23 protein-coding genes are annotated in these 21,028 nt (G+C 70.6%); 4 read left to right on the top strand and 19 right to left on the bottom strand.

Annotated elements, in window-relative coordinates; all coding sequences use genetic code 11:
- Positions 1–216 precede the first annotated feature (216 nt).
- Complete coding sequence (gene tlpA, locus V5F61_RS05635; protein ID WP_393987528.1) at positions 217–1,032, bottom strand: thiol:disulfide interchange protein TlpA; 816 nt, start codon at positions 1,030–1,032, stop codon at positions 217–219.
- A 15-nt stretch (positions 1,033–1,047) separates the two neighbouring features.
- On the opposite strand from tlpA, the gene argH reads away from it, so the two are divergent.
- A complete protein-coding gene (argH, locus tag V5F61_RS05630; RefSeq protein ID WP_393987529.1) occupies positions 1,048–2,433 on the top strand; it encodes an argininosuccinate lyase in 1,386 nt (461 codons plus the stop codon).
- 449 nt (positions 2,434–2,882) lie between these two features.
- Here the strand turns inward: argH and V5F61_RS05625 are convergent, their stop codons facing one another.
- From V5F61_RS05625 to secB, 15 genes are all read right to left on the bottom strand, one after another.
- Positions 2,883–3,293, bottom strand: a complete 411-nt coding sequence (locus V5F61_RS05625) for a c-type cytochrome (protein WP_393987530.1) — start codon at positions 3,291–3,293, stop codon at positions 2,883–2,885.
- A gap of 187 nt (positions 3,294–3,480) precedes the next feature.
- On the bottom strand, positions 3,481–4,287 hold the full coding sequence (locus tag V5F61_RS05620; RefSeq protein WP_393987531.1) for a formylmethanofuran dehydrogenase subunit C: 807 nt from the start codon (positions 4,285–4,287) through the stop codon (positions 3,481–3,483).
- The gene (fhcD, locus tag V5F61_RS05615; protein WP_393987532.1) at positions 4,284–5,216 is read right to left on the bottom strand and encodes a formylmethanofuran--tetrahydromethanopterin N-formyltransferase; all 933 of its coding nucleotides are present in this window, start codon (positions 5,214–5,216) and stop codon (positions 4,284–4,286) included. Before fhcD ends, V5F61_RS05620 begins: the two co-directional genes overlap by 4 nt.
- A complete protein-coding gene (locus tag V5F61_RS05610; protein WP_393987533.1) occupies positions 5,213–6,880 on the bottom strand; it encodes a formylmethanofuran dehydrogenase subunit A in 1,668 nt (555 codons plus the stop codon). The genes fhcD and V5F61_RS05610 overlap by 4 nt, the downstream gene beginning before the upstream one ends.
- Entirely contained in the window at positions 6,877–8,187 is a 1,311-nt protein-coding gene (locus V5F61_RS05605) for a formylmethanofuran dehydrogenase (RefSeq protein ID WP_393987534.1), read from the bottom strand. The genes V5F61_RS05610 and V5F61_RS05605 overlap by 4 nt, the downstream gene beginning before the upstream one ends.
- Positions 8,188–8,540: 353 nt before the next feature.
- Positions 8,541–8,888, bottom strand: a complete 348-nt coding sequence (locus V5F61_RS05600) for a hypothetical protein (protein ID WP_393987535.1) — start codon at positions 8,886–8,888, stop codon at positions 8,541–8,543.
- The gene (locus V5F61_RS05595; RefSeq protein ID WP_393987536.1) at positions 8,869–9,573 is read right to left on the bottom strand and encodes a hypothetical protein; all 705 of its coding nucleotides are present in this window, start codon (positions 9,571–9,573) and stop codon (positions 8,869–8,871) included. The genes V5F61_RS05600 and V5F61_RS05595 overlap by 20 nt, the downstream gene beginning before the upstream one ends.
- Positions 9,570–10,721: a pyrroloquinoline quinone biosynthesis protein PqqE gene (gene pqqE, locus V5F61_RS05590; protein WP_393987721.1), complete on the bottom strand. Its 1,152-nt coding sequence runs from the start codon at positions 10,719–10,721 to the stop codon at positions 9,570–9,572. Before pqqE ends, V5F61_RS05595 begins: the two co-directional genes overlap by 4 nt.
- Before the next feature lie 23 nt (positions 10,722–10,744).
- Positions 10,745–11,020 carry a pyrroloquinoline quinone biosynthesis peptide chaperone PqqD gene (gene pqqD / locus V5F61_RS05585; RefSeq protein WP_393987537.1) on the bottom strand — a complete coding sequence of 92 codons (276 nt, stop codon included), beginning with the start codon at positions 11,018–11,020 and terminating at the stop codon, positions 10,745–10,747.
- Entirely contained in the window at positions 11,017–11,775 is a 759-nt protein-coding gene (gene pqqC, locus V5F61_RS05580; protein ID WP_393987722.1) for a pyrroloquinoline-quinone synthase PqqC, read from the bottom strand. The genes pqqD and pqqC overlap by 4 nt, the downstream gene beginning before the upstream one ends.
- A 29-nt stretch (positions 11,776–11,804) precedes the next feature.
- Positions 11,805–12,719 carry a pyrroloquinoline quinone biosynthesis protein PqqB gene (pqqB, locus tag V5F61_RS05575; protein ID WP_393987538.1) on the bottom strand — a complete coding sequence of 305 codons (915 nt, stop codon included), beginning with the start codon at positions 12,717–12,719 and terminating at the stop codon, positions 11,805–11,807.
- A 164-nt stretch (positions 12,720–12,883) separates the two neighbouring features.
- On the bottom strand, positions 12,884–13,141 hold the full coding sequence (gene pqqA, locus V5F61_RS05570; RefSeq protein WP_393987539.1) for a pyrroloquinoline quinone precursor peptide PqqA: 258 nt from the start codon (positions 13,139–13,141) through the stop codon (positions 12,884–12,886).
- A 69-nt stretch (positions 13,142–13,210) separates the two neighbouring features.
- Positions 13,211–13,912 (bottom strand): response regulator transcription factor, encoded by a 702-nt coding sequence (locus V5F61_RS05565; protein ID WP_393987540.1) that lies wholly within the window; start codon positions 13,910–13,912, stop codon positions 13,211–13,213.
- Between the two features lie 26 nt (positions 13,913–13,938).
- Positions 13,939–15,543: a sensor histidine kinase gene (locus V5F61_RS05560; RefSeq protein ID WP_393987541.1), complete on the bottom strand. Its 1,605-nt coding sequence runs from the start codon at positions 15,541–15,543 to the stop codon at positions 13,939–13,941.
- A gap of 144 nt (positions 15,544–15,687) precedes the next feature.
- Positions 15,688–16,170, bottom strand: coding sequence for a protein-export chaperone SecB (gene secB / locus V5F61_RS05555; protein ID WP_393987542.1), 483 nt, complete (start codon positions 16,168–16,170; stop codon positions 15,688–15,690).
- A gap of 126 nt (positions 16,171–16,296) precedes the next feature.
- Between secB and V5F61_RS05550 the strand changes: the two genes are divergently transcribed.
- On the top strand, positions 16,297–16,518 hold the full coding sequence (locus tag V5F61_RS05550) for a DUF1674 domain-containing protein (RefSeq protein ID WP_393987543.1): 222 nt from the start codon (positions 16,297–16,299) through the stop codon (positions 16,516–16,518).
- Between the two features lie 237 nt (positions 16,519–16,755).
- Complete coding sequence (fae, locus tag V5F61_RS05545) at positions 16,756–17,262, top strand: formaldehyde-activating enzyme (RefSeq protein ID WP_393987544.1); 507 nt, start codon at positions 16,756–16,758, stop codon at positions 17,260–17,262.
- A 163-nt stretch (positions 17,263–17,425) separates the two neighbouring features.
- Here fae and V5F61_RS05540 read toward each other — a convergent pair whose 3' ends face one another.
- The 3 genes from V5F61_RS05540 to V5F61_RS05530 all read right to left on the bottom strand — a co-directional run bounded on the left by V5F61_RS05540 (position 17,426) and on the right by V5F61_RS05530 (position 19,558).
- Positions 17,426–18,430 (bottom strand): YVTN family beta-propeller repeat protein, encoded by a 1,005-nt coding sequence (locus V5F61_RS05540; protein WP_393987723.1) that lies wholly within the window; start codon positions 18,428–18,430, stop codon positions 17,426–17,428.
- Positions 18,430–18,969: an SRPBCC family protein gene (locus V5F61_RS05535; RefSeq protein ID WP_393987545.1), complete on the bottom strand. Its 540-nt coding sequence runs from the start codon at positions 18,967–18,969 to the stop codon at positions 18,430–18,432. Before V5F61_RS05535 ends, V5F61_RS05540 begins: the two co-directional genes overlap by 1 nt.
- A gap of 79 nt (positions 18,970–19,048) precedes the next feature.
- On the bottom strand, positions 19,049–19,558 hold the full coding sequence (locus V5F61_RS05530; RefSeq protein WP_393987546.1) for a DUF3280 domain-containing protein: 510 nt from the start codon (positions 19,556–19,558) through the stop codon (positions 19,049–19,051).
- Between the two features lie 168 nt (positions 19,559–19,726).
- Between V5F61_RS05530 and V5F61_RS05525 the strand changes: the two genes are divergently transcribed.
- Complete coding sequence (locus V5F61_RS05525) at positions 19,727–20,944, top strand: ABC transporter substrate-binding protein (RefSeq protein WP_393987547.1); 1,218 nt, start codon at positions 19,727–19,729, stop codon at positions 20,942–20,944.
- The last annotated feature ends 84 nt before the right edge of the window (positions 20,945–21,028 follow it).

Here is a 21,028-nt window from a genome sequence, read left to right as displayed (position 1 = left end):
CCGCCAAAGGTGACGGTGCCCCAGGGTGGCATGCGCAGGGCTGTCGAAGGCTTAAGCGGAAGGCGGCAAATTCCCTAAGGTAATATTAAGCCTGACCAATGGTTTACGCAGGGTCCCCGGAGAGCGCGCGGGGGCGCTCCGTGCACGGCCGGGCGCTAGGCGCCGCCGTTCAAAAGACCGGCATGAAAGTTCCGCGTTCCGCGCAGGGCTGCCCTGTCAGTCGCGGCCGGCGCGATCGGCGCCGATGGCGGCTTTCACCAGGGCCTGGGCATCGGCCCCGCCCCAGGCCGCCGGCCCAGCCAGGAAGCCGAGCTCGCAGCCGTCCCGGTCCACCAGCAGCGTGGTGGGCAGGCCGAAGCCGCGCCCCACCGACCTCAGCGCCTGGAAGCTCTGCCCCTTCGGGTCGGTGAAGGGGGCCAGGTGCGTCACGCCGGTATCGCGCAGGAAGGCACGCGGCTTCTCGGGGTCACGGGTGTCGAGATTGATGGCCACCACGTGGAAGTCCGGCCCGCCGAGCGCAGCCTCCAGATGGTCGAGTTCCGGCATCTCCTTGCGGCAGGGCACGCACCATGTGGCCCACAGGTTCACCAGCAGCACCCGCCCCTTGAGATCCGCCAGGGTGATGGGCCTGCCCTCCGCGTCGAGGAAGGAGACATCCGGGAGGGGCCTGGGCGGAACGGTGAGCTTCAGCGCCGCGAGATCCCCCTTCGCGAAGGGCTCCAGCGCGCGGGCCCGGCCGGCGGACGCCGCGCAGGCGCCATCGGCGGCGGCCAGCGCCGAGGCGGGCGCGGGATCGGAAGGCCCGGCGGCGAGCTGGTGGGCCGGTGCGGTTTCACGCGGCGAAACATTGCCGGAAAGGTGGTTCATCCCGTATAGGGCGAGCGCGCCGACCGTGGCCCCGATCACGACGCCCAGGGCGATCTGGGCGATGAGGGGGTTCAGGGTCGCGCGGCTGTCGCCGTCCTCCCGGCCCTCCCCCGCCCCGCGGCGTTCGGGATCGGTCTTCGGGCGCGCCTGTTCGGAATTGGTCATCACCGGAGGTCCGTCATGAGCAACAAGATGTGGGGCGGGCGGTTCACCTCCGCCCCCGACGCCATCATGGAGGAGATCAACGCCTCCATCGGCTTCGATCAGCGTCTTTACGCGCAGGACATCGCCGGCTCCAAGGCCCATGCGGCCATGCTCGCCGCCCAGGGCATCGTCGCGGCCGAGGATGCGCAGAAGATCCGGGACGGTCTAGACACGATCCTGTCAGAGATCGAGGCGGGCGATTTCACCTTCCGCCGCGAGCTCGAGGACATCCACATGAACGTGGAGCAGCGCCTCGCCGAGCTCATCGGCGCCTCCGCCGGGCGGCTCCATACCGCCCGCTCGCGCAACGACCAGGTGGCCACCGACTTCCGCCTCTACGTGCGCGACACCATCGACGCCCTCGACGCCCAGCTTGCCGACCTGCAGAAGGCGCTGGCCGAGAAGGCCCTCGCCCATGCCGCGACCGTGATGCCCGGCTTCACCCACCTGCAGACCGCCCAGCCCGTCACCTTCGGCCACCACCTGATGGCCTATGTGGAGATGACGGCCCGCGACCGCTCGCGCCTGAAGGACGCCCGCGCCCGGCTGAACGAATGCCCGCTGGGCTCGGCGGCCCTGGCCGGCACCTCCTTCCCCATCGACCGGGAGGCCACCGCCTCCGCCCTCGGCTTCGCGCGGCCCACCGCCAATTCGCTCGATGCCGTCTCCGACCGCGACTTCGTGATGGAGACCCTCTCGGCAGCCTCCATCTGCGCGGTGCACCTCTCGCGCTTCGCCGAGGAAGTGGTGATCTGGACCTCGCCGTCCTTCGCTTTGGTGAAGCTCTCCGACGCCTTCACCACCGGCTCCTCCATTATGCCGCAGAAGCGCAACCCCGACGCCGCCGAGCTGGTGCGCGCCAAGGCCGGGCGCATCATTGGCGCGCTCACCGGCATCTTGGTGGTGATGAAGGGCCTGCCGCTCGCCTATGCCAAGGACATGCAGGAGGACAAGGAAGGCGCCTTCGACGCCCTCTCCGCCCTCTCCCTGGTGATCGCCGCCACCGCCGGCATGGTGCGCGACCTCACGCCCGATACCGAGCGCATGAAGGCCGCAGCCGGCCAGGGCTATTCCACCGCCACCGATCTCGCCGACTGGCTGGTGCGCGCGCTCAACATCCCCTTCCGCGAAGCGCACCACATCACCGGGCGCATCGTCGGCCTCGCCGCAGACAAGGGCATCGCGCTGGAGGAGGTCCCGTTCGCGGAGATGAAGGCGGTGGATGCCCGCATCACCGACGACGTCTATTCCGTGCTGTCGGTGGAGCGTTCGGTGAACAGCCGCACCAGCTACGGCGGCACCGCCCCCGAGCGCGTGCGCGCCCAGGCGGAGCGCTGGCTGAAGCTGCTTAACGGAGAATGAACGGCCGGCATTGTTTCATGTGAAACAATGCCTTGGTCCCGCCGACAGGGTGGGGCGGCCAACGATGACGCCCGCCGCGATGACTGCGCCGCACTCCGCTCCGCCCTGCATCACGCGCCAACGGCGCCGCATGCCCGCGGCCCCGGTCATGACCGGGGCCAAGCGCGTGTCGCTCAAATGCCGGGCGGGCTTAGTCGAAGCCCCAGGAGACGGGCTCAAGAGACCGGCTCGTGAGACCCGCCCCTGAGAAAGGCTCAAGCGCCTTTGGCATGACGCTGGCGCCGGCGGGCTCATTCAGGCCAACGGCCCGGCCCATTGCCGCCGCCGAGCGGGCTTCGCCCTAACCCCGCGCGCTTCGCCAAGGGCCATGAGCAAAGCTCGGAGGCCCTTGGCGCGGCAGGCGTCACGAAGAAGACACGGTCCGCGACCGCGCGGCGGGCCTCAGGCCCCTACTTCTTGTTCCCCTCGGCATCGAACTGAGAGAGGAACGCGATCAGGTTCGCGCGCTCCTCGTCGTTCTTCAACCCGGCGAAGGCCATCTTGCCCTTGGGCGCCAGGACCTTCGGATTGGTGATGTAATTGTCGAGGGTGGCGAGGTCCCACACCTTCCCGGCGGCCGCACCGTTCTTGATGTCGTCGGAATAGGGATAGCCCTCGAAATGGGCCCACTTGGCGCCCACGATGCCGTTCAGCGGCGGGCCGACCTTGGTCTTGGCGCCCGTGCCGATGGCGTGGCACGCCATGCACTTCTTGAAGACGATCTCGCCCTTGGCCGGATCACCGGTGACCGCATCGCCCTCGGCGAAGGCGGCGCCGGCCGACAGGGCCAGCGCGAGGGTCGTGGCAAGCAGAACTTTCATCGGGCATCCTCCATTGGGCCGGCTTTGCCGCCGGCTCGCATTTCACACCATCGCCCTCCGGTCTTCCACCGGTTCCGAATGGGCATCACTCAGACACCGCGAGGCGGCAACCGCCTCACGTGAAAACGCACCAGGCGAAGGCCCCGTGAGCCGGGCTCACCGGCCTTCAGTCCCGCCGGCCGCCGCCTCACTGCAGCAGCAGAATCTCTCCCTCCCCGCCTGCCAGGCGGTTGCCGGCGAGGCGCCGCGCGCGGCCGGAAAGGCCGCCGCCGAACAGGGCCGCCAGCTCCGGCACCCGCCGCGCCAGCAGCAGCAGCGCCACGAGGTCGTGGCTGCCGGTGTCCACGAAGCCGGGCGCCAGCTCCTCGGGCGTCGAGGCCAGCAGCAAGGTGCCGCGCCGCATGCCGCGCCCGGCATCCGGCCCCGCGCGCCCGGCCACCGCGATGGTGCCGGCCACGAGATCGAGCGCGGCACCGGCGCCGGCATCACCGCCCACCAGCACCAGCCCGCCGCGCAGCCGCTCGCCCAAACCGGGCCCGGCGTTTCCAGCCACATGCACCAGCCCGCCGCGCATGCCCAGCCGCTCGCCCGGCAGCGCGCAGCCGAGGCGCGGTCCGGCGGCGCCGGAAACCTCGATGCGCCCGGCGATCAGCCCGGCCGCGAGACTTTCGCCCGCGTCTCCGCGCACCACCAGCCGGCCGCCGGCCATGCGCGCGCCGGCCAGGGCGCCCACGGGCCCCTCCACCAGGATCTCGCCTTCGGTGAGGTCCGCGCCCACGAAATCAAGGCGCGGATCGCCGCTCACCACCAGCGCCTCCGAGGCCACTTCGCTCACCTCGAACAGTTCGCCGAGCGCCACGCGCCGGTTGCCGAACAGGACATCCCGACGCGCGACTGCCGCAGCGTCCAGACCCGCAAGGGCGGCGGGGGTGACGCCGGTGAAATCGAGCCGCGCCTCGAGCGGGGCCGAGAGCTTGAGTCGATAGCCGGTCATGCCCTGCCTCCCGCCGCGAAATCTCCCGCGTCCGCCATCAGCTCGCGGAGCTTGAAGTGGAAGGGGCCGAGGTTGCCGCCGTAATTGCCGGCGTCGATGGCGATGATGCCGGCATCCGCGCCCAGCTCGCACACGGCGGCGATGCCCGCCCGCGTGCTCCGCGCCACCTCCGCCTCGCCGAGGCCGTCGATGACGATCTCCATTACGCTGCCCGCCTCCGCCGGCAATGCAGAGGGCACCACCCCGCGCAGGGTGGGGCAATAGGCATCGTTGGTGGAGGCGATGAGGCCGGCGTATTTCGAGCCCACCTTGGAGCCCGAGCGCACCACCCCGCCGGGGAAGGGCAGCACCGCGCCCTCCACCTTGCCCATGGCGTCCACCGCCGCCTCGGCCGCAGCCAGCGCCGCCGCGCGGCTGCGCGCGAGGATGAGGAAGTTGCCGCCACCCACCGCCGAGGTCACGGAGCCGGTGATCTCGTCGCAGACGAACTCACCCTCCATCACCGGAATGCGCCAGATGCGGTCCTCTCCGATCTTCTTCGCGATCTGGTGGCCGTCCGCGAAATAGCGCAGCGCCCGGCCGAGGGGGATGGCCGGCCCGCCCTTCAGCCCCGCGTAGCAGGCGGAGGTGGGCGAGGTGAGCACGCATTGGCCGACCCGGAGCGGCACCACCTTCTTCAAGTCCTTCAGGGACATGGCGAAGATGAGCACGCTCACCCCCGGCCGCCCGTCGGGGGTCTCGCTGGCCGGCAGCTCGCGCTCGATGGCGGCCTCGCAGCCGCAGCCGATGACGGAGGTGGCGAAGCCGGTCATGCTCGCCGCCGCCGTGCGGGCCCAGCGGGGCGTGTCGGCGGTGATGATGAGGCGGGTGCCCGCCATGGGGAAGGCTTCCGCGAAGCTCTCGCGGATCTCGACGCCGTTGATGATCATCGGGCGCTCTCCGGCGCGGTCGCCACCAGCTCGGGTCCCTCGCCGCCGCGAATTTCGTGGTCGGCGATCTGGTAGTGCTTGGATTTCAGGCCCACTGCCTCGTCGAACCAGCGATCGAGGCGCTTGTCCATGAGCGGGTCGGACGGGGGGTGCACCGCGAAGGTGCGCCCCTGCTTCAGGGCCACCACCGCGCCGTCGCGCACCACGATCTCGCCGTCCTTCAGCACCAGGCGCGGCGCGGAGAACATGGCCTCGCGGTCGGCCTCCTCGCGGTAGAGCACCACGTCGGCCCGCGCGCCGGGGCCGAGGTGGCCGCGATCCCTCAGGCCCAGGGTGCGGGCCGGAGCAGCGCGGGTCATGATGGCGATCTCCTCCAGCGTGTACTCGCGGGAGATCTCGGCAAGGCGCGTGTGGGCGCGGGCCGCCTTGTGGAGCCGCTCCAGCTGGGCGTCGCGGAAGGGCTTGTCCATCAGCAGGCGGATGAGGTGCGGATAGGAGGTGAACGGCCCGCCGTTGGGGTGGTCGGTGGTCAGGTAGACCCGCCAGGGGTCCTCCACCAGCAGGAACAGCTCCAGCCCGATGGCCCATTGCAGGGCGTTCACGAACGAGGTGTCGCGATAGTTGAAGGGCACCACGCCGCAGCCCGCGTCCAGCTCGATGTCCATGCCGATCCACTTCTTGGGATCGGCGATGCCGTGGTTGCGATACTGGGACATGAGGTCGCCGGAGACGGTCACCGTCTGGCCGAACATCACCTGCCCCACATCGATGGAGATGTGGGGGTTGGCGTTCACCGCCTCCGCGATCTCCACCGCCCCGGAGGAGAATTTCCGGTCGCCCTCGGTGCCGTAGGAATGGAACTGGATGTGGGTGAGGTGCAGCGGGAAGCCCTCGGTCGCCCCGATGGTGGCGAGCGTGGTCTTCACATTGCCGGGCACGCCGAGATTGCAGCCGTGCAGGTGTATGGGGTGGGGCACGCCCAGCTCGGTCACCGCCCGCTGCAGGGTGGTGAGAATGCGGCGGGGCGTGAGGCCGTAGTGCGGGCCCGCCTCGTCGAAATCGAGCGTGCGGCCGTTGAACTTGAAGGCGTTGATGCCGCCGGGGTTCACGATCTTGATGGCGCAGCACTGGGTGGCCTTGAGCATCCAAGCCACATAGTCGTTCACCGCCTGCTGGCCCTCGCCTTCCGCGATCATGCGCAGCAGGAAGTCGTCATTGCCCAGCACCAGGAAGCCGCCGGTGTCGAGGTTGGGGATGTCCGCCATCTCCAGGTGGGCGTGGCGGGCATTGGCGCCCACCACGGCCGGCTCGAACACGGCGGTGTAGCCCATCTCCGAATAGCGGCAGCCGGTGGCGTGGGTGGTGGGCGCCGCCCGCCCGCCGCCGCAGCCGCACATGACGCCGCCGAACGGCTCGGGGAAGCGCGCCCGGTCGTCGTTCATCAGCAGCCGGCCGAGGTTCACCTTGCCGCCGGCGATGTGGGAGTGCAGGTCGATGCCGCCCGCCAGCACCACGCAGCCGGAAGCGTCGATGATCTCGTCACTGGCCTTCGCGGGGCCTTGCGCGGCGACGATGCGCCCGTCCTCAATGACGAGATCGCGGACGACGTCCACGACGCCGTTGGCGGGGTCGAACAGGCGCCCGCCGGTGATGCGCGTGGTCATGCCGCCCTCCTGAGGCTTTCGAGAATGGCGCGGGCCGCCTGCGCCACGCTCGGCAGCTCGGCCGGGCGCAGGGCGGCAAGCGGCAGGCACACCACCGCGTCCATGCGGAAGGCGTGGCCGTCGTGGTCCACGCCCGGCGTGCCCACGGGGATGAACACCTCCGGCTCGCGGGCGAACACCGTGTCGGGATGGGCGAGGGCGATCACCGGCCCCCGGTCGAATGCGGGCGGCGCGTCGGGCCGGAAGCTCGAGGCGTGGAGCACCAGGTCCGCATCCTTCAGGGCGGCGGCGGTGGCGTAGAGCTCCGGCACGTGGCGGGCGAGCCCGCCGCCCACCGCCGTGCGCAGCGGATAGCCGAAGCGCCACAGGGCCATCTGGTGCGCGCCGGTCATGTTGTCGCGCCCGCCGAGGGGGAACACCGCGGAGCGGGTGGCGGGGCTCAGCAGGTCCACCGCAGTGGCGGCGGACTCCGCCACGCTCGTCGCATCGCGCACGCCGAGGGTGGCGGCATTCCAGGTGAAGACCGAATAGCGCGCGGCCTTCAGCGCCTCGGCAAGGGCCGCGAGGGCCTCGCCCACCACCCCTTCAAGGGCAGGCACGCCCGCGGGCCGGCGCCCGGCGACGAGGGCGGCGAGCCCGCGCGCGGCCAGCGCCACCTCCGCCGGCGACACCACGATCTCGGTGATGTCATGGCCCGCGAGCGCGCGGCGCGCGCCCTCGGAAAGGATGTCGCCCACCACCACCACGCGGCGGCGGCCCGCCACGAAGAGAGGCGGGGCGTCATGCCCCTCCCCGCCCGCCGGAACCACGCGCTCGAAGAAACGATGAAAGGCGAGTTCCGGGTCGGCGCCGAACACCACCAGCAGGTCGCAATGGTTGCGCACTTCCGCGAGGGTGGAGGCGATCCAGCCCCGGCGCGACAGGCGCTCCAGATTGGCGAACAGGCCGTCCGAGGCCGCATGGTCGAAGCTTGCGCCAGCGGTCATGGCGATGTCGAACAGCCCACGCAGGCCGTCGAGGTCGGCGCCGAGGCCGGTGATGGCCGCCGCGCGGGCCGCCTTCAGGTGCCCGGCCGCGGCCTCCGCCGCCTCGGCAAGGCTCGCCGCGCGCCCGCCGATGCGGGCCCCAGGCGCAGGCGCATCCTTGCGCGCCAGCAGCCGGCCGGCTTCGGCGCAGGCCTTCACGGGGCGCACACTGCGCCCGCGCACGGCCACTTCCAGATCGTCACAGCCGAGGCCGCAGAATGCGCAGACCACGTCCGTCACGATGCGTTCCGCATCGTCGCGGGACACGTCGTCACTTGTCATGATGTCACCGTGCGAACAGCGCGGGGGATGCCGGGCGGCGCGCCGCGGCGGCGGCACCGGCCCCTCGCGGGGGCTGCGGACGAGAGGGTGCTGTGAGGGCAAAGGGGCGATCAGCGGCCATGGCACTGCCTTGGATGGGAGAAAAGGACCCGATCAAGACGCCGCGGCGGTTGCCCGCTTGTCGTTGCAGTGCGCTTCGCGGCCCGGTTCCACTTTGGGAACTGCCCCGTGCGCCATGCGTCTGTTCTTGGAGCGGCAAGCTAACACAGGCGATCGCGGCTTGAAAACCCGTCTCATATGCCGCACCGCGCAGAAGTGTTGTGCGACGCGGAAGACGAGGCCGGCGCGCGGCCTCATCGGAAGCAGCGCACCTCCGCCTCCGCCTGCGCGCGGCGCAGGTCGGCGATGATGTCGTCATACATCTTCACGCTCCGGAACACGCCGGCCGCCTGCCCCACCCCCTGGCGCATGGAGAGGATGGTCTCCGCCTGCACATAGCGGTCGTAGGGCAGGATGGAGGCGAGCGTGTCCACCGAGCAGGAGCAGCGGGTCATCGCCTCTCGCGTCTCGCCATTGGCGCCCATGCAGCCGATGACATAATCCACCCGCGCGGCGGTGGGATAGTCGTTGGCGTCGAGGGCGAGGGCCGGGGTGGTGAGCGCGAGGGCGAGGGCCGCGCCCTCAAGAGCCTTGCGGATCATAGGTCAGGGCCTCCTCCCACAGGCGGCCGTCCTTGGTATCGGCCGTGATCGTCATGCGCGCGATCTCGCCGGGCAGGTCCGGCGCGACATCGAATTCGTAGGTCAGGGTGTCGAGGCCGCGCATCCTCTTGGCATTGGGATCGCCGGCGAAGGGCGAGACCTTCACCCGCCAGCCCGCGTAGGCGCGCCCGCCGATGGTGAAGTTCTGCCGCGTCACCTCGGCCTTGTCGCGCAGGGCGGCGCGGATCGCGGTCTTGAAGTAGCGGGGGTTGCCGAGGAGCTTGCCGGAGAGGTCCGCGAGGTGATTCTCCAGGAACAGCACCGTCACCGGATTGCCCGTGACATCCTCGAACGGGCCGGTGGCGCGGTGGCGCTCGGCGCTGAAGAAGTTCGCCTTCAGGGAGCGCGCGCCGGCCGGCGCGCCCGCCCCCGCCGGCTCCACCTCCAGCGTGATGGCGTCCTCGAAGGAGGGACCCAGCTCGGGATCGGAAACCTTGCGGCTGTAGCGATAGGCGAGCGTGCGGCCGGGCGCGGCGGCCTCCAGCTGTGGCGTCTCGAACAGCAGCGCGGCGGCGGAGGGTGGCGCGTCGGTGGGCGGCGCCGAGTCCTGCGCGCGCGCCGGGAGGGCGAGCACCGTGCAGAAAAGAAGCGCCCCCGAAAGGCGCCTGAAAGACCGGCCGCTCACAGATGCCCCTCCCCTGCCCGCGGCGCCGGCGCGCCGCCGATGGTGCGATAGATGTAGTCGGGCGCCGCATCCGTGGCCTCGGCCGTCGCCAGCGCCTCCATGCGGGCGTGGAAGGGCGACTTCGAGCAGGCGGGATCGGTGGCCGAGGCATCCCCCAGCAGCGCCATGGCCTGGCAGCGGCAGCCGCCGAAATCCATCTCCCGCCGCTCGCAGCCGCGGCAGGGCTCGGGCATCCAGTCGGTCCCGCGATAGGCGTTGAAGGCCGGGTTCAGCCGCCAGATGTCGCCGAGCGCATGGTCGCGCACGCTCCAGAACTCGAGGCCCGGAATGCTCTCCGCCGCGTGGCAGGGCAGCACCCGGCCGGTGGGCGTCACGTTCAGGGTCTTGCGGCCCCAGCCGCCGGTGCAGGGCTTGGGATAGCGCGCATAATAATCGGGAATCACCATGTCGATGACGAGCACGCCTTCGAGCCGCCGGCGCGCCGCCTCCACCAGGGCGATGGAGCGGTCCACGTCGGGTCGGGCCGGCATCAGGGCCGCGCGGTTGGCATAGGCCCAGCCGTAATACTGGGTGTGCGCCACCTCCAGCCGCTTGGCCTTCAGCGCCACCGCCAGCGCGATGATGGCTTCCACCTCATGGATGTTGCCGCGGTGGATCACCGCGTTGAGGGTCAGCGGCAGGCCCAGCTCCACCACCCGGCGGGCGAATGCGAGCTTCGCCTCGTGCCCGCCCTTGTAGCCGCCAATGCGGTCTCCGGTCTCGGCGGTGGCGCCCTGCACGGAGAGCTGCACATGGTCGAGCCCGGCCTCATAGAGGGCATCGAGCATGCCGGTCGCACGGCCGATGCCAGATGTGATGAGATTGGTGTAGAGCCCCACTTCAGCGCAATGGCGCGTCAGCTCCACGAGGTCGGGGCGGGCCGTGGGCTCGCCGCCGGAAAGGTGGATGTGCAGCACCCCGAGGGCCGCCGCCTCGCTCAGCACCCGCTTCCAGGTGGCCGTGTCCAGCTCGGCGTCGCGGCGCTCCAGCTCCAGCGGATTGGAGCAATAGGGGCAGCGCAGCGGGCAGCGATGGGTCAGCTCCGCCAGCAGGCCGATGGGATGGCCCACGGCCGGCGTCTCGCGGGGCTTTGGCTCGATCACGTCCAGGGACGCGCTCTGGCTGATGTTGCTCATCTCTCGATCACCCGGCGGGCGACGAGATCGCCGATCATGGCGAGCACGTCGCCGGCGATCACCTCCCGCTTCTCGTCATACTGGGCGGCGAGCGCATCCACGATCTCGCCGCAGGTGCGCTGCCCGTCCACCAGCGCCAGCACGGACGCCGCGATGGCATCGATGTCGAAGGCGCGCTCGGGGGCGAGCAGCACATGGCGCTCGCGCACCGCGTCGTACTTCAGCTTCACGCCGCGCGGCAGGCGGGGCACGTCGGTCTCGGCGGCGATCATGCCGCCGCCATGCCCACGCCGGGAACCCAGGCACCGGGCGCCGGCCAGCCCGGCTCCACGTAAGCGAAGTAAAGCGCGTCGAGCTGGGCCCACAAGACTTCGGTCTTGAAGGTCAACGCGCGGATGACGGCGCGCTGCTGCTCCACCGTGCGGGCATGGGCCTTCACATATTCGAGGGCGAAGTCCGCATCCTTCGGCGCCTGGTCCAGCCGGCGGCGGAAATAGGCGACGACGGTCTCGTTGATGAAGTCGTAATGCTCCAGCATCCCCGAGATGCGCTCGGCATGGATGCCCGGCGCGAACAGCTCGGTGAGGGAGGAGGCCACCGCCTCCAGCAGCGAATGATCCGCCACGAAGCGGACATAGGCCTCCACCGCGAATTTCGTGGCCGGCAGCGCGCCTTCCCTGGAGATCACATAGTCGCGGTCGAGGCCGAGCCCGTCGGTGAGCACCAGCCAGCGCTCGATGCCGCCGGAATCATCGCCATAGCCGTCGTGGTCAGTGACGCGGTGCAGCCATTCCCGGCGCAGCGCGCGGTCGTCGCAGCGGCTCATCAGCGCCGCATCCTTGCGGGGGATGGCGGACTGGTAGCAATAGCGGTTGAGCGCCCAGGCGCGCACCTGGTCCTGATTAAGCCGACCCGAATGCAGGAGCTTATGGAAGGGGTGCAGATTGTGGTAGCGCCGCGCGCCCACGGCGCGCAGGGCCTCCTCCAGCCCCTCAGAGGTGAATGGCGCATCGACGGGGGCGGGCAGCGGCTCGCGGTTGATGTCGGGATGCACGGTCACAGCGCGAACTCCATGCCATCGCCGGCGACGACCCAGCCCGCGGCCTCCACCGCCTGCCGCTCTGGCGAGCCGGAGACGAGGGCCGGGTTGGTGTTGTTGATGTGGATGAACACCCGCCGCGCCGCCGGCACGTCCGCCAGCCGCGCGATGGTGCCCTCGGGCCCGGACATGGAGAGATGGCCCATGCGCGCCCCGGTCTTCACGCCGGTGCCGGCGGCGATCATCTCGTCGTCGCGGTAGAGCGTGCCGTCGAAGAAGAGGAGGTCCGCCCCGGTGATACGCGCGCGCACGGCCTCGGAAATTGCCGCGCAGCCGGGAATGTAGACGAGGCGCCGCCCGCCGCAGGCGATACTGACGCCCACCGTGCCGCCGGTCTCGGCGCCGATGACGAGGCCCTCATTCTCCTGCCGCTCGTCCTCCTGCCACAGGGGCACCTTGCCGGGCACCGCGAACATCTCAAGAGCAAGGCCCGGCAGCGGCTCGAACGGCACGTCGAGCTCCACCGTCCGGCGTGGCACGAAGGCCGTGTTCACCACGCCGAACACCGGGTTGGCGTTCACCATGGCCAGGGTCTCGGTGGTGCCGAACAGGGTGAAGGGCTGGGATTCGCGCAGCGTCAGCAGGCCCGCGATGTGGTCCACGTCGCCATTGGTGACCACCACGGCGGAAACCGGTGAATGGCGTTCTCCGTGGCGGGGATGCAGCGCGCGCGTGGCGGCGATCTGCGCCCTGAGGTCCGGCGATGCATTGAGCAACAACCAGTCCACGCCGTCGCCGGAAACCGCGAGCGAGGATTGGGTGCGCGGCGCGACCCTCAGGTCGCCCGCCCAGGCGAGGCTGCACACCGGGCAGCGGCAGTTCCATTGCGGAACGCCGCCTCCGGCTGCGGAGCCGAGAACGATGGCTTGCATGTGAAGGCTGGCGCCCCTGCTGCGCAGCCCGCCCCGGTTCCGGAAGCGGGCCCGCTCGAACCGGACCGCGCCTGCGGTCCTCGACCGGCGCCGCAAGGCGTTCGCCCCGGCGCCGCGTGGGCTTCGGCGAAAGCCGGCGGCTGCGGCGCGCCGGCCCTCAGCCTTCAGAAATCGGCCGGCAGGTAGGCGGTGACTTCCATGCCGACGCAGACTTCGCAAACCTGGGGCTTCTGCCAACGCATCATCTTTCCTCCTGGTTCGGCCGATTTCGGCCTTGGTCGTATTGAGTTCCAGATTTTCATAAGAAAATCATAAGAACCAAGCTGTAATGCGTTTTCACTACAGTTACGACAAATATTGGCACGCACACCAGATCGCGCAAGAGGAATTTTTGCCTGATCCTGACGGGTAGATTTTTCCAACCCGTCGGAACACCTTTTGCGGCAGCGCACAAATCATGTCGCTGCCCTGCGAGCCGTGCGCCGCGCGGCTCAGTGGGGCCCGGCGCCGGAGCCCGCCAGGTCCAGCATGAAGCCGCGCCCGCGCACGGTGGCCACCTGCGGCCCGCCAGCGCGGCTCACCGGCGAGAGCTTGTTGCGCAGGTAGCCCACATAAACGTCCACCACGTTGAGCGAGGCGCCGCCCTGGCTCGCCCACAGGCGGTCGAAGATGTCGCCGCGCGGCACCGGCCGGTTGGGCGTGGCCATGAGCAGGGCCAGAAGCTCCGTCTCCCGCTCGGTGAGGCGCACGTGGATCTCGCCGAACAGCACCTGCCGTGTGGCGAGGTCCAGCACCAGCCGGCCGGCGTTCAGGCGCTTGTCGGTGGCGCCGCCAAGCCGGTGCATGAGATGGGCGCGCAGCCGCGCCACCAGCTCGGCGAACTCGAACGGCTTCACGATGTAGTCGTCGGCCCCGGCGCCGAGGCCCTCGGCCCGGTCCGCCACCTCGTCCTTGGCGCTGAGGAACAGGATGGGCCCTGCGTGCCCCGCCCCCCGCAGGGACCGGCACACATCGATGCCGGAGCCGTCCGGCAGCATGATGTCGAGCACGACCGCGCACGGGTTATAGGCGCGGGCGGCATCGAGCGCCGCCTCGGCGCTGGTCGCCACCTCCACGTCGAACCCCTCGGCGCTGAGCCCCCGGCTCAGCATGGCGCCGATGTCGCCGTCGTCTTCCACCACCAGGATGTTCATGGCGTCTCCTCTTGGCCCGCGCGCCTTCAGGCGTCCGTAGGGGCGTCGTCTACCTCTTGGGGCGCCGGCAGGGCGATGGCGACGGTCAGTCCCGCGCCCGCGCCGGAGGCGGCATCCTCCAGTGTGATGCGTCCACCGTGCTGCGTCACCACCCATTCCGCAAGGGCGAGGCCGAGGCCGAATCCGGAATGGTCGCTTGCGCTCCCGCGCGCGAAGCGCTCGAACAGGCCGGCGCGCTGCGCGGGCGGAATGCCGCGCCCGTCGTCCTCCACCGCGATCCGCACGCCGTCGCGGCCGGTGCCCTGCCGCACGATGATGCGCGAGAGCGGCGCGCCGTGGCGCAGCGCGTTATCGATGAGCCCCTCCACCACCTGCCGCAGCCATTCGCGGTCGGCATGCACCAAGGGGCCCGGCGTCTCCGCTTCCAGGGCCAAGTGCACCCGCTGGCGCCGGGCCGGCGCATCAAAGCTCGCCACCGCCTCCTCCAGCAGGGGGCGCAGCGGCACGTCCTGGAACACGAGCTCAATCTCGCCGCTCTCCGAGCGCGCGATGCGCAGCAGGTCCTCCACCCGCCGGTGCAGCCGCGCCGCGCGCTTGCGGATGGTGGTGAGCACGCCGCGGGTCAGCTCCTCGGGAATGGCGCTGGCGCGCTGGGTCACGTCGCATTCGCCGATGATGACGGTGAGCGGCGTGCGCAGCTCGTGGCTCACGTCGGCAAAGAAGCGCCGGCGCGAGGCATCGATGGCGGCGAGGCGCGTGTTGGCGGCGGTCAGGTCTTTGGTGCGCTCGGCTATGGTGCGCTCCAGCACCGCCCGGTCGCCGGCCACCTTGCGGGCGCGGCGGGCGAGCCGCTCGGCCATGCGGTTGAACTTGGCCATGAGCAGCCCCAGCTCGTCGCGTGAGCCGATGGCGAGGCGGGTGTCCAGCACGCCGGAGCCGATGGCCCCGGCCGCCTCGTCGATTCGCCGCAGCCGCTCCAGCAGCGGCCGCGCCAGGGTGCGGTGCAGCACCAGCACAGCCGCCAGCACCAGCGCGGCCACCAGCACCGCCCCGGCGCGCAGCCGCATGGAGAGCGCGCGCGCCTCCTCCCGCGCCTCGGCCACCGCGCGGCGCTCGTTCTCCACCAGCATGGAGAGGATGGGCCCCGCTGCGGCGGCGAAGGCGTTGAGCGCGCCGCGCACCGCATCGCCCCGGCGGGCGGTGTCGCCATCGGCGAGGGCGAGGCCGATCTGGCGGTCGAGGAGGGCGAAGTCGGCCTTCAGGTGGGCCATGAGCCGGGCGCGGCCCTGGCTCGCCGCCTCGGCGGCGGTGAGGCCCTCCGGGCTTTCGGCGGCCACGGTGTCCAGCACGGTGGAGACGCGGTCCCGCGCGGCGGACAGGCGATCGCGGTCGGCAGTGGGTTGGTCGGCGCCCGCCACGGCGGTGATGCCGTAGGCGGAGAGGCGGGCGGAGGCCTCGGTGAGCAGGTCGAGCCGCCGCTGGGCGGCGATGGCCGCCTCGAGCGCGCCGTCGGTGACGCCCACGGCGAGGACCACCCCGGCGGCGGCCAGCACCGCGAAGGCGGCGACGGCGGCGACGAGGGCGCCGAGCTTGAAGCGGATGGAGCGGATGGAGCTTCGGGGGCGTTGCATCGGGTTGCTGCGTTGCGGCTCTGGCGCGGCTCGAAGGCGGGCCCCACGCGCGGCAACGGCGTCATGCGACATCCCCGGCGGCGCCCCTGGGCCGCACGGTGGAAGTGGCGCCCGCCCGCGTCAAGCGGCGGGCGCCGAAAAGGCTCAGGCCTGGCCGGAGGTGGAGAGCTTGGCCGCCTCGGCCTGCATGCGCTGCTGGTAGAGCGCGGCGAAGTCCACCGGGTCGATCATCAGGGGCGGGAAGCCACCGTTGCGCACCGCGTCGGCGATGATCTGGCGGGCGAACGGGAACAGGATGCGCGGGCACTCGATGAGCACCACCGGCTGCAGGCTCTGCTCGGGCACGCCCTGCACGCGGAAAACGCCGGCATAGGTGAGCTCGAACGCGAACAGCGTGTCGGCGCCGATCTTGGCACCACCCTCGATCTTCAGCTCCACCTCGAAGTCGCCGGCGCCGCCGGGCTTCGCGTTGACCTGGATCTGAATGTTGACGTCGGGCTGGCTCGGGGGCGCGGCAAGCGAGCGCGGCGCATTCGGATTCTCGAACGAGAAGTCCTTGGTGTACTGCGCGAGCACGTTCAGCGACGGCGCCGGATTCTGGGTGGGGCCGCCATTCTGCGTCGCCATGCGCATCTCCATATGTTGAGGGCTTTGATAAAGTGAGCCCGAAGTCGCGCGGTGCGCTACCATGCTTTGGCGCCGCCGCGCAAGATTGAGAGCGCCGCAGGCGGCGCCGCGTTCGGAGACGAAGAGATGGCCGAAGAGATCCAGGGCGCCGCCGCCGGCGCGTCCGAAGCCGCCGCCCGGAAGCCCCTGAGCGAGGCCGCGCAGCGCGCCCTCGCGGAGGCCGCGGCCCGCCGCGCCGCCGCCGATGCCGCGCGCCAGGAGCGGCCCAGGGAGATCAACGGGCGCGGCGGCCCCGAGCCCGTGCGCTACGGCGACTGGGAAGTGGGCGGCATCGCCTCCGACTTCTGAGGCGCGCGCGCCCCGTGTTCCCCTTCGGAGCGTCTTGCTGGCTTCATGCGGGTCGGATACTTTTGCAGCGCTATCCGGTGAACCGGCCTGATTTGAGCGGGCGCTGAAACAAGGGTATGCGGCAAGCGACCGCTATCCGCTGGAAACCGGAGGCGGTCGTCCCCTGCCGGGTGTTTCAGGTGCCGCGATGGGCGGCATGCGGGCAGCATCCGGCGCACATCTGGGAGGACAAGACCAATGGCCAAGATCGACAAGGTTCTGGTTGGCGAGGCTCTGGTGGGCGATGGCAACGAGGTTGCGCACATCGACCTTCTGATCGGCCCGCGGGGCAGCGCGGCGGAGACGGCGTTCTGCACCAGCCTGACCAACAACAAGGACGGGTTCACCTCGCTCCTGGCGGTGATCGCGCCGAACCTTCAGTGCAAGCCGAACACGGTGATGTTCAACAAGGTGACCATCAAGGACGCGCGCCAGGCGGTGCAGATGTTCGGCCCGGCGCAGCACGGTGTGGCGAAGGCGGTGCAGGACGCGGTTGCGGAAGGGATCATCCCGCTGGAGGAGGCTGACGACCTCTACATCTGCGTGGGCGTTTTCATCCACTGGGAGGCGGCGGACGACGCCAAGATCCAGTCGTACAATTACGAGGCGACCAAGCTTGCGCTGGCGCGAGCGGTGAAGGGCGAGCCGACCGCCAAGGAAGCGACCGAGAAGCGCGACGCCGTCAAGCACCCCTTCCAGGCCTGAGCCCAGCCGGCCCTGAGCCTGCTCCGTCCCGGAACCCGGCCCCAAGCCGGGTTCCTCCTTCAAGGCTCTTCAGCCCCTCCGCCCCGGCCCCGGCCGCCACAGGCGGATCTCCCCTCCCGCGCTCAGCCCAAAGCCCCGCGAGCCCGATGCTCCCAGCCTCGCATCAATCCCCGCGACGGATGAAGGCCCCGAAGGCGCGCGGCCCATCGCCCAGGGGCAGTGTCGCCACCGCCTTCAGCGTCTCCGTGTCGATGACCGAGAGCGAGTTGTCGAACCAGTTCGCCACATAGACGCGGCTGCCGTCGCCGCTCGTGTCGATGCCCTCGGGATAGTCGCCGACCCCGATGCGGACCAGCTCCCGCAGGGTTTCCAGGTCGAGCACGCTGACCGAGCCCGCATACTGGTTGGTGACGAAGGCGCGCCCGCGCGCCAAAGCGACGCCGTAGGGCCGCTCTCCCACCTTGACCGTTGCCACCACCCGCCGGGCGGGCAGGTCGATCACCGAGACGTCGTTGGAGCCCACGTTGGCGGTGTAGGCGCGCCGCCCGCCCGCATCGATGGTGACGCCGAACGGGCGGGTGCCCACGGGAATGACCGCTACCCGCTGGAGGCTCCGCGTGTTGATGACCGAGACGGTGTCGTCGTCGCGATCGGCGGTGAGGACGAAGGCGCCGTCCGGCGTCACCGCCACCCCGGAGGGCGAGGCGCCGGTCTGCGCTACCCGTGAATGCTCGGGCGCGTCGGGGTCGATCACCAGCAGGCGCTTCGCATACCAGTCGGCGACGAACACCGGCGCGCCGGCCGGTGCCACCGCGATGCCGAGTGGGCCGCCGCCCACCGGCCAGCGCGCCAGCACCTGCCGGCTTGCGGCATCGATGACCGTGACCGCCTTGTCGCTGGGGCTCGTGACATAGGCGCGGCGCCCGTCGCGGGTGACGGCGATGCCGGCGGGCTCGCCCGGCACCGGAATCTGCGCCTTGACCTTGCCGCCATCGGCGCCGGCTGGGGAAAGGTCCACCACCGCCACCCGGTTGGCCGGCTGCTCGGTAATGAAGGCCTCCTCGGCCCGCGCCGCTGGGCTCGCCCCGGCGGCGCAGACGGCGGCGAGGGCAAGTCCAACGCAAACGGATGCGGCGCGGGCCGATGCGATGCGGGCGCTCGCCCCCATCACGAAGGGCCCTTCTCCAGCTTTGCCTTCAGGGCGTCGAGGCCGGCGCGGTAGACGCCGGTGACGGCGGTCACCGCCGCCTCGTCGCTCAGCTCCGGCGGCGGGTCGTTGTTGGGATAGCCGCGATAGAAGGCGCCCTTCCACTCCACCTTGGAGTGGGTGGCGTCGATGGGCTCCACCGTGATGGTGGAGGAATAGTTGGTCACCGGCAGCACTTTCACGTCCACGTCGGTGATGCGGTAGGAATAGCTCTTCTTCTCGGGCTCGAATTTGTAGAGCACCTCGTCGATGGTGCCTCCGCCCTTGAGGGTGAGCTTGCGGGTGGCATCGACCGCATTGCCGCCCTGGCCGGCGGTGGAGCCGATCACCGGATGCCAGCTCATGTCCTGGAAATTGCCGATGGCGGCCCACACCTTCTCGGCCGGCGCGGCGATTTCCACGGTCTCGCTCACCTTCTTGCGGGTGGGCCCGTGGGCGTCCGCGGCGAGCGGCGAGAGCATGACGGCGGCCGCCACCGCGGCGCTCAGAACGTGTTTCATCAGGCGTTTCCTTCCCTGTCGATCTTGATTGCGAACCTTGGTTCTTGCGAGAGCCGCGGCTCTCGGTTCCCGCCGCCGTTCACGGCTGGAGCGGGGGCTGTCCGGGCGCTAGGATGCGGTTCTTCACCAGGTAGCGCACGCCGCGCAGCCAGGATTCGTCCGTGTTGCCGCGAATGTCCACCTGGCCTGCGCGCAGGATGCGGCCGTCCTCTCCCGTCTCGCGCACCTCCAGCACGAACGACAGGATGAGGTTGGAGATCTTGCGGATCACCCCCACCACCTCCACCTGGGCGCCGGCGGCGCGGGCGATCTCGCGCTCGCAGCCGTTGCATTTGTAGAAGGGGGAGAGGTCCTCGATCCGGGCGGCCTGGGGCGAAAGGTCCACGAACGCCATGTCGCCGGACTTTTCCAAGAGCGCCCCCAGCTCCGCATTGACGCGCTTCAGGCGCTCGGCCTGCTCGGCCAGCGCCTCGCGCCGCCGGTCCAGGGTGTCGTCGAAGAACTCGAAGCCGAACAGAGCCGTCCGCACCGCAGTTGCGTGGGCGGCGAGGGGCGACAGCAGAAGCAGTGCCGTTGCGGCGAGAAACACTTGTCTTTTCATTATTCGCACCTGAACGGGAGGCAGCGTGTCACAGTCCATCCGCCTCGGGCAAGGCCGGAACATCTTATTCTTTTCTTAGATATATCCCGTTGCGTGCCGGGCGCGATGGTGCCTACATCTCCTTCCCGAGAATGGAACCCGCGAGGTGGTGGAGCGATGTGGAGCCTGCGCGCACGCTTTCTCGCCGCCGCGCTGGCGGCGTTCTGCGCGGGTCCGGCGGCGTCGCTTCATGCCCAGCCGGCGCCGGAGGCCGCCGCGCCGGCGGCGTTGGAGCTTCCCCTCGGCCTCCTCACGCGCGAGGTGCCCCCTCCCCCGCTCTACGACCTCGAGGCCGTGCCCCAGGACGAGGCGGTGGCGGGCGCCACGCTCGCCGTGAAGGACAACAACTCCACCGGCGCCTTCACCGGCCAGCATTTCACCCTCGACACCACCACCCTTGCCGAGGGCGACGATGCGGTCGCCGCCGCCAGGGCGCTGGTCGCGGGCGGGCGGCGGCTCCTCATCGTGAACCTGCCGGCGAACCAATTGCTCGCGGTGGCGGATGCGGTGAAGCCGCTCGGCGGCGTCGTCTTCAACGTGGGCGCGACCGACGACGCCCTGCGCGCCGAGGCGTGCCGCGCCAACGTGTTCCACGTGGCGCCGAGCCGCGCCATGCTGGCCGATGCCCTCGCCCAGTTTCTCGCCGCCAAGCGCTGGAACCGCCTGTTGCTGGTGGTGGGGCCGCAGCCGGCGGACATGGCCTATGCCGAGGCGGTGAAGCGCGCCGCCCGCAAGTTCGGCCTGAAGATCGTGGCCGAGAAGCCGTGGACCTTCGGCCCGCTGGCGCGCGAGCGCTCGGACAGCATCACCCGTTCCGACGCGCTGGCGCTCACCCGCGGCGTGGACGCCGACGTGCTGGTGGTGGCCGACGAGGCGGACGACTTCGGCAACTACATCCCCTTCCGCACCGCCGAGCCGCGCCTCGTGGTGGGCACCCAGGGGCTGGTCGCCGCCACCTGGCACCCGGCGCAGGATGCCTGGGGCTCGGCCCAATTGCAGAGCCGCTTTCTGCGCGGGGCGGGCCGCACCATGCGCCCGGCGGACTATCAGGCGTGGCTCGCGGTGCGCATGGCCGGCGAGGCCGCCACCCGCACCAAAAGCGCCGATGCCGCCGCCATGGCGGATTATCTGCGCGGCCCGGGCTTCTCCATCGCCGCCTTCAAGGGCGTGCCGCTCTCCGTTCGCCCGTGGGACCAGCAGGTGCGCCAGCCGCTGCTCATCGCCCAGCCTCTCGGCATCGTCTCGGTGGCGCCGGAAGAGGGCTTCCTGCACCAGTTCACGCCCCTCGACACCCTGGGTTTCGACGCGCCCGAATCCAAGTGCCGGCTGAAGTAGGCCGCGATGCCCCCGGCATCGGTCTTCGACCCGTGCCGGCTCCGTTTCACGCGAACGCCACGCGAGTTCGGCCCGTGGCCAAGT

Source organism: Xanthobacter sediminis (assembly GCF_043195015.1).
Classification (GTDB): Bacteria; Pseudomonadota; Alphaproteobacteria; order Rhizobiales; family Xanthobacteraceae; genus Xanthobacter.
This window is presented reverse-complemented; position numbering and strand designations above follow the sequence as displayed.

Bases quoted from the DNA above. Each gene is read 5' to 3' on its own strand.
- V5F61_RS05535 (WP_393987545.1), bottom strand. From the start codon at position 18,969: ATGAAACACGTTCTGAGCGCCGCGGTGGCGGCCGCCGTCATGCTCTCG.
- V5F61_RS05625 (WP_393987530.1), bottom strand. From the start codon at position 3,293: ATGAAAGTTCTGCTTGCCACGACCCTCGCGCTGGCCCTGTCGGCCGGC.
- V5F61_RS05565 (WP_393987540.1), bottom strand. From the start codon at position 13,912: ATGAACATCCTGGTGGTGGAAGACGACGGCGACATCGGCGCCATGCTG.
- V5F61_RS05540 (WP_393987723.1), bottom strand. From the start codon at position 18,430: ATGGGGGCGAGCGCCCGCATCGCATCGGCCCGCGCCGCATCCGTTTGC.
- argH (WP_393987529.1), top strand. From the start codon at position 1,048: ATGAGCAACAAGATGTGGGGCGGGCGGTTCACCTCCGCCCCCGACGCC.
- V5F61_RS05610 (WP_393987533.1), bottom strand. From the start codon at position 6,880: ATGACCACGCGCATCACCGGCGGGCGCCTGTTCGACCCCGCCAACGGC.
- tlpA (WP_393987528.1), bottom strand. From the start codon at position 1,032: ATGACCAATTCCGAACAGGCGCGCCCGAAGACCGATCCCGAACGCCGC.
- pqqB (WP_393987538.1), bottom strand. From the start codon at position 12,719: ATGCAAGCCATCGTTCTCGGCTCCGCAGCCGGAGGCGGCGTTCCGCAA.
- V5F61_RS05600 (WP_393987535.1), bottom strand. From the start codon at position 8,888: ATGATCCGCAAGGCTCTTGAGGGCGCGGCCCTCGCCCTCGCGCTCACC.
- pqqD (WP_393987537.1), bottom strand. From the start codon at position 11,020: ATGATCGCCGCCGAGACCGACGTGCCCCGCCTGCCGCGCGGCGTGAAG.
- V5F61_RS05620 (WP_393987531.1), bottom strand. From the start codon at position 4,287: ATGACCGGCTATCGACTCAAGCTCTCGGCCCCGCTCGAGGCGCGGCTC.
- fae (WP_393987544.1), top strand. From the start codon at position 16,756: ATGGCCAAGATCGACAAGGTTCTGGTTGGCGAGGCTCTGGTGGGCGAT.
- V5F61_RS05560 (WP_393987541.1), bottom strand. From the start codon at position 15,543: ATGCAACGCCCCCGAAGCTCCATCCGCTCCATCCGCTTCAAGCTCGGC.
- V5F61_RS05605 (WP_393987534.1), bottom strand. From the start codon at position 8,187: ATGACAAGTGACGACGTGTCCCGCGACGATGCGGAACGCATCGTGACG.
- fhcD (WP_393987532.1), bottom strand. From the start codon at position 5,216: ATGATCATCAACGGCGTCGAGATCCGCGAGAGCTTCGCGGAAGCCTTC.
- V5F61_RS05550 (WP_393987543.1), top strand. From the start codon at position 16,297: ATGGCCGAAGAGATCCAGGGCGCCGCCGCCGGCGCGTCCGAAGCCGCC.
- secB (WP_393987542.1), bottom strand. From the start codon at position 16,170: ATGGCGACGCAGAATGGCGGCCCCACCCAGAATCCGGCGCCGTCGCTG.
- V5F61_RS05525 (WP_393987547.1), top strand. From the start codon at position 19,727: ATGTGGAGCCTGCGCGCACGCTTTCTCGCCGCCGCGCTGGCGGCGTTC.